The 16150-nt window shown below is 69.9% G+C and carries 16 protein-coding genes and 1 pseudogene; 12 read left to right on the top strand and 5 right to left on the bottom strand.

The window, feature by feature from the left end; genetic code table 11:
* Window positions 1-156: 156 nt before the first annotated feature.
* Entirely contained in the window at window positions 157-1236 is a 1080-nt protein-coding gene (locus ACQUSR_RS27940) for an LLM class flavin-dependent oxidoreductase (RefSeq protein WP_431045367.1), read from the bottom strand.
* Here ACQUSR_RS27940 and ACQUSR_RS27935 point away from each other — a divergent pair.
* From ACQUSR_RS27935 to ACQUSR_RS27915, 5 genes and pseudogenes are all read left to right on the top strand, one after another.
* Window positions 1223-1543: pseudogene (locus ACQUSR_RS27935) on the top strand (transposase family protein); the annotation flags it as partial. The gene ACQUSR_RS27940 and the pseudogene ACQUSR_RS27935 overlap by 14 nt on opposite strands.
* Window positions 1500-2369: an ISAs1 family transposase gene (locus tag ACQUSR_RS27930; protein WP_431045366.1), complete on the top strand. Its 870-nt coding sequence runs from the start codon at window positions 1500-1502 to the stop codon at window positions 2367-2369. The pseudogene ACQUSR_RS27935 and the gene ACQUSR_RS27930, both read left to right, overlap by 44 nt.
* A gap of 87 nt (window positions 2370-2456) precedes the next feature.
* Window positions 2457-2771, top strand: coding sequence for a hypothetical protein (locus ACQUSR_RS27925; RefSeq protein WP_431045365.1), 315 nt, complete (start codon window positions 2457-2459; stop codon window positions 2769-2771).
* A 2-nt stretch (window positions 2772-2773) separates the two neighbouring features.
* Window positions 2774-3052, top strand: a complete 279-nt coding sequence (locus ACQUSR_RS27920) for a pyridoxamine 5'-phosphate oxidase family protein (protein WP_431045364.1) — start codon at window positions 2774-2776, stop codon at window positions 3050-3052.
* Window positions 3049-3333 (top strand): hypothetical protein, encoded by a 285-nt coding sequence (locus ACQUSR_RS27915; RefSeq protein ID WP_431045363.1) that lies wholly within the window; start codon window positions 3049-3051, stop codon window positions 3331-3333. The genes ACQUSR_RS27920 and ACQUSR_RS27915 overlap by 4 nt, the downstream gene beginning before the upstream one ends.
* A 67-nt stretch (window positions 3334-3400) precedes the next feature.
* Here ACQUSR_RS27915 and ACQUSR_RS27910 read toward each other — a convergent pair whose 3' ends face one another.
* The 3 genes from ACQUSR_RS27910 to rfaE2 form a co-directional block, all read right to left on the bottom strand.
* A complete protein-coding gene (locus tag ACQUSR_RS27910) occupies window positions 3401-4591 on the bottom strand; it encodes a Gfo/Idh/MocA family protein (protein ID WP_431045362.1) in 1191 nt (396 codons plus the stop codon).
* A gap of 97 nt (window positions 4592-4688) precedes the next feature.
* A complete protein-coding gene (locus ACQUSR_RS27905) occupies window positions 4689-5684 on the bottom strand; it encodes an NAD-dependent epimerase/dehydratase family protein (RefSeq protein WP_431045361.1) in 996 nt (331 codons plus the stop codon).
* Complete coding sequence (gene rfaE2, locus ACQUSR_RS27900; RefSeq protein ID WP_431045360.1) at window positions 5681-7741, bottom strand: D-glycero-beta-D-manno-heptose 1-phosphate adenylyltransferase; 2061 nt, start codon at window positions 7739-7741, stop codon at window positions 5681-5683. Before rfaE2 ends, ACQUSR_RS27905 begins: the two co-directional genes overlap by 4 nt.
* Window positions 7742-7820: 79 nt before the next feature.
* Here rfaE2 and ACQUSR_RS27895 point away from each other — a divergent pair, with 79 nt between their 5' ends.
* Window positions 7821-8456 carry a D-glycero-alpha-D-manno-heptose-1,7-bisphosphate 7-phosphatase gene (locus tag ACQUSR_RS27895; RefSeq protein ID WP_431045359.1) on the top strand — a complete coding sequence of 212 codons (636 nt, stop codon included), beginning with the start codon at window positions 7821-7823 and terminating at the stop codon, window positions 8454-8456.
* A gap of 602 nt (window positions 8457-9058) precedes the next feature.
* Entirely contained in the window at window positions 9059-9532 is a 474-nt protein-coding gene (locus ACQUSR_RS27890) for a hypothetical protein (protein ID WP_431045358.1), read from the top strand.
* On the opposite strand, the gene ACQUSR_RS27885 is transcribed toward ACQUSR_RS27890, so the two are convergent.
* Window positions 9423-10247 carry an SAM-dependent methyltransferase gene (locus ACQUSR_RS27885; RefSeq protein ID WP_431045357.1) on the bottom strand — a complete coding sequence of 275 codons (825 nt, stop codon included), beginning with the start codon at window positions 10245-10247 and terminating at the stop codon, window positions 9423-9425. The two genes, ACQUSR_RS27890 and ACQUSR_RS27885, sit on opposite strands and share 110 nt — an antisense overlap.
* 225 nt (window positions 10248-10472) lie before the next feature.
* Between ACQUSR_RS27885 and ACQUSR_RS27880 the strand changes: the two genes are divergently transcribed.
* The 5 genes from ACQUSR_RS27880 (at window position 10473) to ACQUSR_RS27860 (ending at window position 16150) form a co-directional block, all read left to right on the top strand.
* Window positions 10473-11381: a site-specific integrase gene (locus ACQUSR_RS27880; RefSeq protein ID WP_431045356.1), complete on the top strand. Its 909-nt coding sequence runs from the start codon at window positions 10473-10475 to the stop codon at window positions 11379-11381.
* 660 nt (window positions 11382-12041) lie between these two features.
* Window positions 12042-12887, top strand: a complete 846-nt coding sequence (locus ACQUSR_RS27875; RefSeq protein WP_431045355.1) for an NAD(P)H-binding protein — start codon at window positions 12042-12044, stop codon at window positions 12885-12887.
* Window positions 12888-12942: 55 nt separating this feature from the next.
* Complete coding sequence (locus ACQUSR_RS27870; protein ID WP_431045354.1) at window positions 12943-14463, top strand: HAL/PAL/TAL family ammonia-lyase; 1521 nt, start codon at window positions 12943-12945, stop codon at window positions 14461-14463.
* Between the two features lie 254 nt (window positions 14464-14717).
* Entirely contained in the window at window positions 14718-15446 is a 729-nt protein-coding gene (locus ACQUSR_RS27865) for a hypothetical protein (RefSeq protein WP_431045353.1), read from the top strand.
* The gene (locus ACQUSR_RS27860) at window positions 15443-16150 is read left to right on the top strand and encodes an O-methyltransferase (RefSeq protein WP_431045352.1); all 708 of its coding nucleotides are present in this window, start codon (window positions 15443-15445) and stop codon (window positions 16148-16150) included. Before ACQUSR_RS27865 ends, ACQUSR_RS27860 begins: the two co-directional genes overlap by 4 nt.

Genomic DNA, 16150 nt, shown 5'->3' with positions numbered 1-16150 from the left:
GGCCCAGAGAACGTTCAGGCGGCCCCGGGCGAGGGGGTGCGGTTGGCATTGTCGGACGCGACACCGTGGGCGTGCGAGGGGAAGGGGCAGGGCGATTGTAAAGTCTTGGTGATCTTGTAGGTGTGCAGGTCAAGGACGTGCGGCAGGCGGGTCAGCTCAGGTGAGGAGTTTCGCGAGCTGGGCCATCTCGGTGGGCGGGTCGATCACCGGCTGGATGAGGAGTTCGTCGACGCCGGCCTGTTCCAGGGTGGTGATACGGGCGAGGAGGTCGTCGCGGGTGCCGACCAGGGCCAGGGTGTTCATCAGCGAGGGCAGAACCAGGTCCCGGTCCTGCGGTGCGATGCGTCCGAGGTAGTTGGGGTAGAGCTTGGTGTGCCGGTCCGGCGCGGTGGCGGTAGTGCCGCGCCGGTCGAGGAGCCGCCGCACCGCCTCGCGTTCCTCGGGGCCGAGTTGCTCGGCGAAGGCGGGTGTGTCGGCGGCTGTGTCGGCGGCGAAGGCCAGCAGCGACAGGACGAGGTGGCCCGTCGCGTCCCGGGCCGCGTCGCCGTGGGGGTCCTCGTCCTCGTCGAGTAGGTGGAGCGAGGTGACCACGTAGGAGTCCGCCCGGGAGTCCGTGTGGGAGTCGAGGTCGCGGGGTGTGCCCTGGGCGGCGTGGCGGCGGGTGTCGTGCAGCGCGTGCCAGGCGGTGGGGTCCAGCTGGCCGAAGGAGATGAGGCCGGTGCCGCGGCGGCCGGCGACGGTGGCGGCCTTCGGCCCGAGCAGCGCGGCCACGACGAACTCGATCGGGTCGGCGGTGTTCACGTGCGCCCCGGCGTGCAGGAACCGGATGTCGCGGACCCGGTCACCTTCGCGGTACTCGGTCGAACGTCCGGCGCACAGGTCCTGCAGTGCGACGGTGAAGTTCTCCAGCCTGGCCGCCGTGGTCGGCCGCATTCCCAGGGTGCGCCGGGCGGTGTTTCCGGTGCCGACTCCGCAGATGATCCGGCCCGGTGCCAGGGCGTTGAGGCTGGCGAGCCCGCTCGCGGCGGCCGGGGCCGAGCGCAGCGCCGGTGAGGTCACGCCGATGCCGAGCCTGATGCGGCTGGTGGCCTTCGCACACAGGCTCAAGGCGACGAAGGGGTCGCCGTGGACCATTGGGGTGTCGTTGACCCAGAAGCTGTGCAAGCCCAACTCCTCGGCCCGCACGGCGAGGTCCTCCACACCGGGCTGCGCGGCGACAACGATGCCTGCACGCATCAAACCTCCAAGGTGTGAGGATCGAACGAACCCGCTCAGCATGGCAGGGCCCGGCGCAGGGCCGTTGCGGTTGCCGGACCCGCGCCGTAGGCGGGGAGTACGTCATCCGTTCGTGAGTGTGGTGCTGATCGCGGCGTCCGCGGTAGTGGCCGGCGCCCGCTCATACACGGCGATCGGGCAATGGGCCGCTGCGGCCCCGCAGACCACCCCGGCCCGGCTGGGTACCCGGGTCGTCGGCGCCTTCGCGGTGCGTATCGCGCCCAGTGCCGCGACCATCCGCCGGGTGCTGGAGCGGGTCTGCCCAGGTGGGCTGGCCCGACTTGGCCGGTGGCGATCCGGCCGGGGCTACCACAGTCGCAGTGGACGGCAAGAGTGCCCGCGGCTCCCCCAACGGCCACGTCCCGTCCGCACACCTGCTGGCGGCGATGACCGGCGACGGGCAGACGATCAGTCAGCTGCGGGTGCCGGACAAGACCAACGAGATCACGGGCTTTGCCCGGCTGCTCGCCCCCTTCGACCTGACCGGGATCGTCGTCACCGCCGACGCGCTGCACACCCAGCGCGAGCACGTCCGCTTCCTCACCCGGGACAAGCAGGCGCACTACCTGCCGGTGGTCAAGAACAACCAGCCGTCCCTGTTCACGGCGCTGCGCTCGCTGCCCTGGAGCCAGGTCGCCGCCCGCCATGCGGCCCGCAGCCGCGGGCATGGTCGGCGTGAACTGCGGGTCGTCAAGGCGCTGACCGTTGACGGGCTGGAGCTGGACTTTCCTGGCGCGGTCCAGGCCGCCCGGATCATGCACTTTCGCACGAACGCCGGAACCGGCCGACTCACCCGCAAGACGATCTACGCGATCACCGACTTGCCCTCGACGCAGGCGTCGCCGCAGCAGCTCGGCGAACTGGCACGCTCGCACTGGGGTATCGAAAATCGGCTGCACTTCGTGCGCGACACGACCTTCGCCGAGGACGCCAGCCGCATCCGTACCGGCCGCGGACCGGAGAACATGGCCACCTTGCGCAACCTCGCCGTCAGCACCCTCCGACGGGCCGGGCACCAGAACATCGCCGCCGCCCTCCGGCATGTCTCCTACCAGCCCTTCACCCGCCCGCTGGACCTCCTCGGCATCAGCTGACCAGCACAGCGTCAGATCACACGACTTTGCAACAGCCCTGGAGGTAATCTTCCGGAGCTGAGAGGCCAACGGGCCTGTTGCGTCTTGATGCCGGGACTCACAGATTCGAACGCGCGCACCATTCCGGTGTGGCGACGTACGACTACCCCGCGGGAACGGCGGCTGGCCAGCGTTCGGGCCCGGCTCGGCTCAGACGTCCACACCATCGAGCACACCGTGACCTTCGCGGACGAGGCCGCATGGGGCCACTACCGCCGCCAAGTCTCCGAGCGCAGCCACGATCCGGCCTGGGAGCGTCGGCGCACGGAACAGGGCCACTGGTGGCACCTGCTCGACGCCACGCTGCTCAGTGACCCCCCGGTCCCACTCGGCTTCAACCGGGCTCCCAAACCCCAGGAGTGACAATGGACGATCTCAAGACACCCTCCGAGCGCAGCCGGCACCTGCTGGAGCAAGCGCGATACATGACCCTCGCTACCTCCGACGGAACCAGCCCCTGGGCCTCGACCGTCAATTTCGTAGCCCTCCACGCCCCGCTGAGGCTTCTGTACTACTCCCTACGTACTGCCCGGCATTCTCGCAACATCGACGGCAACCCCCAGGTGTCAGGATCGATCTACATAACCGGACTTCCCGGATTTGGCCTGGATGGCGCGCAGTTCACCGGGGAATGCCGTGAGTGAAGCGGGATGAGCTCGACGAGCACCACCGGCTCTACTACGAGCTCAACTTCCCCGACGCCAACACTCGGCACGAGTGGTTGCTGCCGCGATCGCAGTTCCATGGCGAAGGACCACGCCGCTTCTACGTGGTCGAAGCAACGCAATGGTGGCTGCTCGACATCGGCCGGTGGCTCATCGACAAACATGACCAGAGGATCGAGGTCCCCCTTCATACCCTCACCTGCGATTTGAGGGGACCGGTCCGGATGGCGCTTCAATCGATGACACCGGGCAGCGGGTGACGGGCCGCCGGCACAGCGCCTCAAGCCCTCCTCATGTCCATGTCCGGCACCTGCCCACTCCGATCCCTCATTCCCGCTTCTGCCCTCCCGCGAAGTATGCGGCCAGCCCGGCATCCGGTGGTGCGACCTCGCGCGGAGTACCGCCGTCCCTCAGCGAGTCGGTGGCCGCGATGCCGGCGGCCACCGCCATCCGGGCCGCGATCGGCGACGTGCGGGTGAGGCCGCCATCCCGGGCGAATCGCACGAATTCCGCCACGATAAGGGGATCGGCGCCACCGTGGCCGCTCAGGTCCTGGGTGTCCGGGATCTCGTGAACGGCATCGGCGTCCGTGCGGTGTTCCGAGCGGCGGGAGTTCCAGACCTTGACGACGCCGCCCGGCCCGTCACCGAAGTTCTCCAACCGGCCACCATCCCCGATGACCGTGTAGTTGCGCCAGTAGTCGGGGGTGAAGTGGCACTGCTGATAGGCGGCCAGCACACCATTGTCGAGGCGCATGTTGACCAGCGACACGTCCTCCACATCGATGACGGGGTTGAGGCCGGTCTGCCCGCGCGGCGGCCAGTTGGCGTCATAGTCCAGCCAGTCGGCTCCCTTGGGGGTTCCTGGTGCGCGCCGGGCGTCGGGCAGCGAGCCGTAGACCATCAGGTCGCCAAGAGCCTGGACCTGCCGAGTCCAGCCGCCCGCCAGCCAGTGCAGCACGTCGAGGTCGTGAGCGGCCTTCTGGAGCAGCAGCCCGCTTGTGTACTTCCGCTCCGCGTGCCAGTCCTTGAAGTAGAAGTCGCCACCGTGCCCCACGAAGTGCCGTATCCATACGGTCTTGACCTCGCCGATGTCGCCGCGCGCGATGATCTCGCGCATCAGGGTCACGACCGGCATGTGCCGCATGTTGTGGCCGACGTACAGCCGGGTTCCGGTTTCCCGTGCCGTACGCAGGATCCGGTCGCACCCGTCGAGGGTCACCTCCAGGGGCTTCTCCACGAACACCGGCTTACCGGCACGCAGCGCCTGGCACGAGAGGTCTGCGTGGGTGTGGTCGGGCGTGAGCACGAGTACGGCGTCGATGTCATCGGCCTCGATGACCCTGCGGTGATCGGTGACCTGGGGCACGTCCGGGAGCAGCTGGGCGGCACGCTCCCGGGCGGCCGGGTCCGGATCGGCGACGGCGGTGACCCGATGCCCCTCTCCTGGCCGGTGGGCGGTGACGGCGAGGCCGGCTCGCAGGCCGAAGCCGAGGACGCCGATACGCAGGTCGGTCACAGGCGGATCCGTCCTTTCAGTTCACTGAAGAGCCGCGGCCCTACGGGCCCTCCCTTCAGGGCAGGCGCTGCCACGCTTGCCCGGGGCGGGGCGTCGATCAGCCGGTCGACGCGGACATCGCCCGCGGCTCGTCTCGCCGGAACACCTTGAACAGCTCGGTCACCCGTGCCTCGACATCCGACGGGGCGACCGTGGGCCGGTCGGGCAGGGCCTTGTCGAGTGCTGTCATGTCAGCGCAGGTGTAGTACTGGTAGGCCGCGGTCACCGGGTTGGGCACCAGCCGTACCTCAAGCGGCCCGCCGCCCGCCTCGCGGTACAGCCGCGCGCACCACTGCACCACCTCGGCGAAGGACACCGCGTGCCCGGCCCCGAGGTTGTAGACCGCGGCGGGCACCCGCCGGCGGGCGAGCAGCACGAGGGTGGCGGCGACGGTCTCCGCCGGGATGTAGTCCCGGGCGGCCGTCAGCGAATCGTCGAACACCCGCACCCGGCCCCGGTCGGCGGCTTGGCGCAGCAGCTGGGACAGGATCGACGCCATCGGGCCCTTGTCATCCTCGTCCGCGCCGAACACGTTGGTGTAGCGCAGGCCCACCCAGTCCAGCCCGTCCCCGAACCGCTCCCGCATCTGCCGGTCAAGCGCCAGCTTGGACCACGCGTACGGATTCAGCGGGCCCGAGCAGCGGCCGCGGTCCTCATCGGCTTCCTCGGCCAACGGGGCGCGGTCGCGCGGCATCCCGTAGACGGAGTGCGAGGAGGCGTACACCAGCCGCGTCCCGCCGCTGCGGCACGCCTCCGCGAGCCGCAGCGGGCCCAGTGTGTTGGTCTCCTCCAGTTCCGGGCCCGCCACCGCGCGGGTATCGCTGATACCGCCCTGGTGCAGCACCGCCTCGTACCGGCCCGCCGCGACCTCTGAGAGCAGCGCGGGATCGGCGAAGTCGCCGCGTCGCCACCGCGCGGAGCGGACCAGATGGCCAGGGGCCGGGCGCAGGTCGACGGCGGTGACGGCGTGTCCGGCCCGGTGGAGCGCGGCCACCGTGTGCCGGCCGATGAAGCCCGCCGCGCCGGTCACCAGCACCTCCCCTGCCGCCGTCACCGGGCGCCCTCTTTCTGCGCGGCCCGTGCGATCAGCGAGGTGGTGGAGCGGCCCTCCAGGTAGGGCACCACGACGACTTGCCCGCCCCAGCTCTCCACCAGATCGCTCTCGGGGATGCGCTGGCCGGCGTAGTCGCCGCCCTTGACCCATACGTCCGGCCGCAGCTCCGCGAGGACGCTCTCGGGGGTGTCCTCGCCGAAGATCAGCACCCCGTCCACGCAGGCCAAAGCCTCCAGGAGCGCGGCCCGTTCCCGTTCGCCGACCACCGGCCGGGACGGTCCCTTGAGGCGGGCGACGGAGGCGTCGCTGTTGACGCACACCACCAGGACGTCGCCGAGCTGCCGGGCCTGCTGGAGCAGCGACACGTGCCCGCCGTGCAGCAGATCGAAGCAGCCGCCCGCCGCTACGACCTTCCCGCCCCTTTCCCGGACCCGTCTCGCCATCGCCAGTGCCTTCTCGGTCGTCGGAGCGGTGATCGTCGAGGCGGTGGGGCGGGCCAGGCTGCCCGGGCCGCCGCCGGCGACGTACGCGGTCGCGGCCTCCACGCCCGCTGCCACGGCGTGGGAAGGCAGCCTGCCCGCGCCGAGCCTCATCGCCGCGGTGACGGCCAGCAGGTCGCCCGCACCGCACGTATCGCCGACCGCCGGCCGGCCCGGGATCGCCAGCGGATGGCCCGTGGCGCTCGCCACCAGGACCGCTCCGCCGCCGCCCCGGGTCACTGCCACCTGCTTGACCGGCCACGTCTCCAGTAGTGCCCGGGCCCGCTGGACGTCCTCGGCCATGCCCCGGCCACCGGCGACCGCGCTCAGGGCGCGGGCCTCGTCCCCGTTCGGCACGGCCAGCGCCACCCCGTCCACCGGCGCAGGTCCCTTCGGGTGTGGATCCCACACCACGGGGCAGAGCCCGGCCGCCGCCTCGAGCGCTTGGCGGACTTCGGCGTGGGCCGCGACCCCGCGCCCGTAGTCGCACACCAGCACCGCCGCGGCCGCGCCGAGCCGCCTCCGTGCCGCGTCCGGCAATCGGCCGAGCCGCACCGGCTCGTGTTCGTCGTCGATCCGGACGATGGTGCGATCCCGCGCCCGTATCCGGGTCTTGACCGGGGTAGCGCCGTCCGCCGCCATGTCCAGGATCTCGACCCTGGCCTCCGCGAGCAGCGCACGCACCCGGGCCCCGGACTCGTCCCGGCCGATCCCGCACACCAGCGACACCCGCCACCCGGGCTCCCGCGCCGCCATGAGCGCGGCCAGCCCCGCCCCGCCCGGACGCTCGGTGGTCTGCGGGCCGCTGACCACCGGCACCGGCGCTTCCGGCGACAACCTCTCCGCGGCCCCGGCTATGTCCCGGTCCAGCAGCACATCGCCCACCACAACCAGCCGCCGCACAGGGCCCTCTTCACTCTGGCCGATGGCCACAGCCGTGGAGGCTTCCTCAACGGCGCCGCGGTCGGGCCGTCGGTCCGGCCCGGAGTCAGCCTGGCCCGGCCCGGACCCGGCGGCAAGAGCCGCCAGCTCGGCGTCGACCGCCGCACACAGCACATGGACGGCCACCAGGTGGCACTCCTGGACGGTCGCGACAGCCTCCGCGTCCACGCAGAGCGCGGCGTCGCACACCTCGGCCAACGGATTCGGCCCCCGCCCCGTCAGGGCCCACGTCTCCAATCCCAGCTCGCGCCCGGCCTCGGCGGCCTTGAGCACGTTCGGGCTCCGGCCCGATGCCGAAACCAGCAGCAGCACGTCGCCGCGTCTGCCGTGCGCACGGACCTGGCGGGCGAAGACCTCCTCGATGCCGTAGTCGTTCGCGATGGCCGTCACCGACGAGGAGTCCGCGGTCAGTGCGAGCGCGGACAGCGGCGCGCGCTCCTCCCGGAAGCGGCCCACCAGCTCCGCGGTCAGATGCTGCACCTCGGCCGCCGAGCCCCCGTTGCCCGCGGCCAGCAACCGCGCGCCCCGCGACAACCGACGCGCCAGCCGTTGCCCCCACTCCCCCAGCCGGCCGGTGTCGAGGCGAGGCAACGCCTCAGCGAGCGCCTGAGTGTGCGAGCGACCGGGATCGACCACGTACAGCTCCCTTAAGAACAGACGAGAACGACTACGATCAGCAACCTAGTCTTCACGCAGGGCCCTTGGAGGGGACTTCGTGGATCTGACAGGCACCCTCACACCCCTGGCCGGCGACCGGGCCGGACACACCCAACGGGCGGTCTTCCTCGACCGCGACGGCACCCTCACCGAGCCGCGCCACTATCCCCGCCACCCCGAAGACCTCGTCCTCCAGCCCGGCATCGGACCACCGCTGCGCGCCCTGCAAGACCAAGGACTGGCTCTGGTCGTCGTCACCAACCAAAGCGGCCTCGCACGAGGACTCTTCGACGAGCCCGCCCTGACCGCGATGCACCATCGTCTCCGCGACCTCCTGGCCGGACTCGGCGTTCACCTCACCGGGATCTATGCCTGCCCCCACCATCCCGAAGGCAACGTTCGGCACCTGCGAACCACCTGCCACTGCCGCAAGCCCCAGCCCGGGATGCTCCAACAAGCCGCCGCCGACCTCCACCTCGACCTCACCGGATCCTGGATGATCGGCGACTCCACCTGCGACATCCAAGCCGGCCGCCGGGCCGGCACCCGTACGGCGCTCGCAGCACCCAACCCGCTCCCTGGCTGCCTTCCGGACGTATGGGGCACTACGACAGCCAGCGCGCTCACCCACGTTCACAACGCGCTGCGTGCCCAGGGCACTGGCGAGCCAAGGCCCTCCACTCCCAAGCCTTGACCCAGATCGCCTACCTCACCCCGCACGGCCGCTGACGCCCTCTCCCCACTCCCTAATGTCCTGAGTCCCTTGATCCGTCGTCGGTTGGGCATGGGGCGTCCAGGGCCGAAGCTGGCCGAGTTGGTGTGCGGGGCCGCGAGCTGGGGATCACAAGGGAGACGGCCTCGAAGTGGCGGGCCCGGTTCGTCTGTCGTGCTGCACCGCTGCCGGGACTCACCCCCGCACCGCAACGGCAAGGTGGAGCGGCCGAACCTGGCTATCGAGCAGATGCTCCTCTCCCAGCTCCCCGGATTCACCGGCCGGCGCACGCGATGCCGGCCACAGGCCGTATAGGCCGGTGCAGGACCACGCCCTCGCTGTGCCGGCTCGCCGGCGATGGTTCCCGGCTATGCACCCGCGGGTGCACGTCGGCCACTTCCGCGTAGACGCCGAGTTGTGTGGCGAGCTGGTCGGTCTCGGGGCGGCCTCACCCTGGCCGGGCGCGCGCAGACAGATGAGAGGAAGCGCTTGGCCGGATTCCCCCCGGGCCCTCTTGCCTGGCCCGCGGCCCGCGGTCAGGATCAGCCCGCCACGCCGAGCAGTCGACCAGGAGGAGCCGCCCGATGGTGGTAAAGCCCATACCGACGCAGACCCCGCAACTGATCGTGCATTCGGCCAGCGGCCTGCACATCACCCCGCAGGGCCGTGCCGATCAGGATCTGGAAGTGCGGCTGTGGAGGAGCGGCTGGACCTCCGCGGGGGACAGGACCCGCCAATGGATCTTTCTCCCGGTGTCGGGGCAGGAGCACACTTACCGGATCAAGAACGCCCAGTTCGAGCGTTACTTGACCCTGGAGAAGCCCTCGCCCAGCACTCCGGTCGTCTCCCTTACGTCCAACAGCACGGACCAGTCGCTGTGGAAGCTGATCTTCCCCGACTCCGCTCAGGCCGACTTCGTCATCGCCTCGTTCCTCGACACGGATCTCGTCATCTCCCCCAAGGAAGGCGCCCACGATCCTGAGGCGACCTTGGAGGTCGAAGAGCTCGGGCCGTACACCGATCAGTTCTGGCGTACTCGGGAGCCTCGTTCCAGCTAAGGCTTCGCGTAGGCGCAGGACGCGCACCAGCCGGGCGCCGGGGCCGCGCGGCCGCGGCCACCCAGAGGGGCAGGTTGCCGAGGAGGCGGTCGAGGTAGGCGGGGCTGATGATGCCGCGCAGTTCCTTCTCGCGCTGGTGGGTCTCCTCGGTGAGGCGCACATAGTGGCGGACCAGTTGGCTGCTTTGGTCGTCGAAGTCGATGCGGGACAGGCCGAGTCCGGTGAGGGTACGGCGGTAGAAGTCCGGCGTGGCCAGCGCGTCCACGCCCAGGCGGGACACGGCGGGGCGCAGCACCTCGGCAGGGGTGTCCTCGGCGGCCATCAAGTCGGTGAAAACCAAGGCGCCTTCCGGCTTGAGGACGCGTACGGCTTCGCTGAGGACGCGTGCCCGGTCGCCACTGCGGCAGAAGGCTTCCTGGGACCAGACGACGTCGAAGCGGCGGTCCTTGCAAGGGATGTCCTGGAAGGATCCGGTAACGACCTCGATGAGACCGTCCAGCCCGCGCTTGGCATTGGTAGCACGGTGGCGTTGGTTCTGGGCTTCGCTGAGGTTGAGGGCGATGACGCGGCAGCCGAAGCGCTCGGCCAGGTAGCGGGTGGGGCCACCGTATCCGGACCCGAGGTCCAGCACGGTGCTCTCCTGTGGAACGCCACGTAATTCCCCAGCGGAAACGTCAGGGCCCTCCCCATGGGGAACCCGACGCTGCTTCGGCATGACCAGGAGGACGCCGCTCTGCTCCGGGCCGCCCGGCAGCCAGCCGATCCTCAGGGACGCGACGGACGGTCAAGGATGAGCGCAGCTCACCGCGTCAGCGGCGCCGAAGGCGTCCTTGACGGTTCGGCGTGGCCCAGACACTGCCGGGGCGGGCGGCCCGCCGTTAGGAACACGCTCAACTCGAACGCGCTGGCGGGGACGGTGACGCTCCCACTGGGGAATTGCATGACCGTCGACAGCCACGCAGTCGATCCGCTCATGGCCGACCTGACCGAGTTGCTGATCGGCACCGGCATCCGCAAAGGAGAAGCCCTCGGCCTGCATTGGGAGGACGTCCACCTCGACGAGCGCGTTCTCTACATACGCCGCACGCTCTCCGCGATCGACAACGAGCTCGCGCTGACCACGCCCAAGACCCGCAGCAGCAAGAACTGGGTCGCCATCTCCAACCGCGTCGCCACCGCCCTGCGCCACCGCCCTGCGCCACCGCGCCCAGGAGAAGTGCCCCTCGACGGCGCAGAGACTCCGGGGCGACTTCGTCTTCCACCGCCCCGGCAGCCGACCGCTCCACCCGAATATGCCCTCAACCGCTTCCACCTGCTCAGCCGAGAAGCACGCGTCCCCCGCGCCACACTTCACGACCTCCGACACCTGGCGGCCACCATCTCGATCCACCCCGGCGTACCACTGACCGTGGTCTCGAAGACACTGCGACATTCGACGCTGTCCACCACGGCGAACATCAGCAGCCACCTCAACCTGCGCCCCCTTGACCCCCTCGCGCTTTCTGTGTGTCAACAGGTAGGCCGTTCGGGAGCGCGCAGGTCGTATGGTCCCAAACTGGTTCCAGAGCCGGTCAAGTACACGCCGGAAGAAGCAGAGTGGCTGGAAGCCGCAGTCTGCTGTTCAACCGCTTTGGTCGAGGCTCCATCGCCGAGCCGAACTGGACCAGCGGACCCGACGGAGGGCACGTTCACCGAACAACACCGCCTGCATGCACGCACGACATCGCCGCGACTGCAACCATCAGCGAACGCAGCTGCGGCCGGAGGGCGAACTTCTACCGGAACAGGGACCTGCCGGAATACACAGAGAATCCCCGGTTTCGCCAACCGGGGATCGTCGGCTACATAGGGCCGGAACGCCAGCGGCCAGGCCCATTGGCGTTATCGGCGACCGCTTCATGGGTGTGCAGATGGCTCGCCCCCGGGCTGAAACAGGAGACCTGCGCCCCCCTGGCCGTAGGCAGCGACCTCGAACGCGGAACGGGTCCGCGTCTACGACTTGTCGAAGATCAGCGCGACGGTCCGTCCCGCGAGCGCCAGTGTCCGAGGCACGGACTTGAGTTGAGTGCCCAGCGCGAGCAGTGCCTCGATCCGCCAGGCGTCAGGTCACTGTCCTTGAGTAGCCCCCGAACCCGGTTTCCGTCCTTCACTCGGCGTACCCCTTCGATGAGTCGGCGCCAGTGACGATCTCGTGGATCGTCCCCGTGTGGCCTCCGTCTCAATCGTTGTGGGTCATTTTCGGGCAACCACAATGACTTGTGATTCACATGAGGTCGACGAGGATAGAAACCTCCTCGACTCTCACCTGAATGGCTCCACGAGCCCGAGAGGAGCACCGTACCCAATGCTTCGCACCGCCGCTGTCTGCGCTCCCCCTCGCCGCACCGCCTCTATTCCGCCATTCCCCTATCGCTTATGCAGGGACAGTAAGGAGGAAATGAAACCGAACGCCGACTCCATCGAGGAGACGGCCAACTGACTGTGGCGGACCGCGAAAGGCAGAGTGCCCATGACCATCCTGATCACCGGTGCCTCAGGAACCCTGGGCAGCACTGTCGCACGCGACATCGCCGCGACCGGCCGACGCGCAGTACTCGCCACCCGTCGCCCGCACGCGGTCGCCGCCGTCTCCGGCGGTCATGCCACCGTCCGCTTTCTCGACTACGACGATCCCGCCACCTGCACCAGTGCTCTTCGCGGTTGCACCACGGTCTTCCTGATCGCTCCGCTGGCCGACCATCGCTCCGACGAGCGGATACTCCCCTTCCTCGATGCCGCCCTCGCCTCGGGCGTCTCACACGTGGTCCTCAACTCCGCGTATCTCGCGAAGACGGCCGAGGACTTCGCACTACGTCGACTCGAACGCGCTGTCGAGGACTGCGGCCGAGGTTGGACGCATCTGCGATCCCAGTGGTACATGACCAGCCTGACCAGCGGTCTGTTCGCGTCCATGGTGACGGCCGGGGAGCTGACGCTGCCAACGGGTGACCCGGGCCGGATCGCGTACGTGGCGCCCCAGGATGTGGCCGCGACCGCCACGGCGATCCTGACCAGCCCGAGGGACCACACCGGCCGTGCGTACCACCTGACCGGGCCCGAGGCTCTCGACGGACGGACGGTGGCTGATCTGTGCTCGCGCGCCCTCGGGCATGCCGTGGCATTCCGTTCCATCAGCGATGACGACTACCGCGCCCGCTGCCGTCAGGCGGGCTTGCCGGACGGCCCCATCTCCCTGCTCCTGACGCTGTTCGCAGCGGTCCGCGACGGCCAAGCGGCCGCGATCACACCGGATGTGCGGGCGGTCACCGGCCGCGCGCCCCTCACACTGCGGCGGTTCTTGACCCAGAACCGATGACACCGAACCGCCACGGTGTACCGGTCATACCCTCATCCCCGACGAGGAGACACCTGTGTCATCCCTCCGCGCCCCGTCCGGCTCGCTCCTGATCACATCGGAGGCGCCCCTCGGCCTGGATCAGCTGGAGCAGGCCGCGCTCCCCCTGGACGTACGGATCGACCCCAGCGTGCGCAAGGAGGTCGTCACATGCCATGAGTTCGTCCTGTCCTGCATCTCAGACGGTCGTCCGGTCTACGGCACCACCACCGGATTCGGGCCGCTGGTCGGCTTCCCCGGCCGCGACGAGACCACGGCCCAGTGCGACAACGCCCTCGCGCACCTGACCGCAGGTCAAGGTCCGGACCTGGATGCCGGTGTCGTACGAGCCACGATGCTCGTGCGGTTGCGGTCCCTGTGCCGGGGGCACTCGGGCGTGTCATCAGCGGTCGTGGAGTCCCTGGCCGCCGCCTTGCGCACGGCCTTCGCCCCGGCCGTGCCGCGTCTGGGTTCGCTCGGCGCCAGCGGCGACCTCATCCCGCTCGCCTATATCGCCCGCGCGCTGCAGGGCGAGGGCCACGCCTATGCCGACGGGGAGCGGCTGCCCGCCGCCGTCGCGCTGCGACGCGCCGGGTTGCGCCCCGTACGTCTCGACGGGCGTGACGGGCTCGCGCTGGTGAACGGCACCTCGCTCACCGCCGCCGCGGGCGGCCTGGCAGCTGCCTCCCTCGCCCGGTCCCGCGACTGCGCCGTCGCGCTGTCCGCCCTCCTCGCCGACGTGCTCGGATGCACACCGGCTTTCCTCGCCCCCGAATTGCTGGAGGCTTTCGGCCATCCGGACGCCGTTCGCGCCGGCGCCGATCTCCGTGCGCGTCTCGACGGTCTGTCTCCCTCCGGCGTCAGGGCACTTCAAGAGCCGTACAGCATCCGCTGTACCCCGCAACTGATCGGCGCCGCCGGCTCGGCACTGGACTACGCCGACAGCGTGGTGCGCGCCGATCTGAACGGGGTCAGCGACAACCCCCTGTTCTTCCCGGCTCAGGACTTGGTGGCCCACGGCGGGAACTTCTTCGGCCAGCCCGTCGCCTTCGCCTCCGATCTGCTGACGCTGGCCGCCACTCAGCTGGGCAACCTCGCCGAGCGCCAACTGGATCTGCTCCTGGATCCGCACCGCAACGGCGGCCTGCCGCCCATGCTCTCCCCGGATCCCGGCCGCCAGCACGGCCTCCAGGGCGTCCAGCTCGCCGCCACCGCCATGGTGGCGACGATGCGACGCGGCGCGACCCCGGCCTCCGTCCAGAGTCTGCCGACCAACCTGCACAACCAGGACGTCATACCCTTCGGCACCCAGGCCGCGTTGAACGCACTCGACACGGCGCGACTCCTGCGCCTGCTGCACGGATCCCTCGCGGTCGCCCTCCGCCAGGCCGTGCATGTCGGCGGCCGCCGCCCCACGGCATCGGCCTGCGCCGGGCTTCTCGACCGGCTTGCCGACCTCATTCCCCCCGTCGATCACGACCGGCCACTCGACGACGAGGTCCGTCAAGCCGCCGATCTACTCGACCGCGTCGCCGACGGAACCAGCCGCGCCTCGTGATCCCCCGTGGTCGCGTCGCGCACCCGTGCCACACAGTCGCTGACGCCACCGCGTATGGGACCGTGGAACCGCTCACGCTGCCGGCTCCAGGCGACCACTGTGCTCCCTGCCCCCACGCCTCCGGTGCACAGGGGATCTGCTCGCAGCCGATCGAGGCCGACACACGACTCCTGCGGCTGGCGGCCGCAGGGGAACGCCCCCAGGAGCTGCGCGCACCAAGTGATCCGGATGAGCGGACCCGCTACCAGTGGATCGTGGGACATCATGCCGTCTTCGCCATCTGGCGGCTCCAGGGCCGGCTCCTGGAGTCGATCGCCGAGGCCCCCGAGCCGTCGCCGCACGAGGTCCGTACCGCGGCCCGGCTCTACGACATGTATTCGCTGCTGCTCCTGTACACAGGCAGATGTTCAGCCGAGCGCTATGCCGCCACAGTGCGAGCCGAGATGACGGACTGCCATCCGGCGTTCAGCGGCGCATGGGCCCCCGACCACCAAGCGCTGCCGGGGCTGATGAGGCGTGTGCGCGCCAGACATCCCCACGCCCGCATCGCTTCCTTGACCGAGGCGGCGCGCCTCAGCCATCACGTGCACATGGCCGTCGCCAAGAAGCTCGTGCCCAACGGCCCTTCCTTGCTCCAGCAGGCCGGACGCCGCCCCGCCGTCGGTGCGACAAGGCGTGAAGGCGACCTGTACGACGCGTACTTCCGCGTGCGGCGACAGCCGGTGTGCCGGCGAAGCTTCAGCGCACAACTGATCCGGCGGCTCGCCCAGATCACGTGTGACACCGCCGCCCACGGCCTCAGCGGTCCGGACGCTCCTCCTGCCCGACTGGACGGCCGATACGCGGTAGCCGTCCAACGCTTCGAACGGGACGCTCCGGTCCTGCTGCGCGACCTGGCAGAGGCCCTCCACCCCGCCGAACCCCCGTTCGACGGGGCCATCCACCGCCTCCCAACGACCACAGGTGAAAGGGCAACCCGATGAACCCAGCGGACGATGTCAAGACGGTCTCGATGACGCCCGCGCTCTACCGCTATCTACTCGCCCAAGCCGAGCCGCCAAGCCCAGTCCAGCAGCGCCTGATCGACCGCACACGCGCGCTAGGGACAGTCGCGGAAATGCAGATCCCGCATGAACAGAGCGTCTTTCTCACCCTGCTGTCCCGCTTGGCCCGAGCCCGGCTGATCGTCGAGGTGGGCACCTTCACCGGCTACTCCACGCTCGCCCTCGCGCTCGGCGTGGAACCCGGCGGCCGGGTCATCACCTGCGACCTGTCCGCGGAATGGACGGACATCGCCCGCGAGGCATGGCAAGCGGCCGGTGTCACGGAACGTATAGAACCGCGCCTGGGCCCCGCTGCCGAGACCCTGCGCGCGCTGCCGGAAGAGCCTGGGATCGACCTGGTGTTCCTCGACGCGGACAAGCCCGGCTACCAGGACTACTGGGAGCAACTCGTGCCTCGCGTCCGACCTGGCGGATTGCTGCTGGCGGACAACGTCCTCTACGGAGGCGAGGCCGCCGACCCCGAAGCCACGGGCAACGCACAGGCCATTCGCGCCTTCAACGAGCGGGTGCGCACCGACAAGCGGGTCGAGGCCGTCATGTTGCCCATCGCGGACGGCCTGACCCTCGCGCGTAAACGCGGGACGGCCGACGGGGCACCCGTTCCCGCGCCTGGGCGAGCGTGA

Origin of the sequence: Streptomyces sp. P1-3, from assembly GCF_050613155.1 — a bacterium.
Lineage (GTDB): Bacteria > Actinomycetota > Actinomycetes > Streptomycetales > Streptomycetaceae > Streptomyces.
Note: the sequence above shows the minus strand (reverse complement) of the source record. Positions and strands in the feature narration are given on the sequence as shown.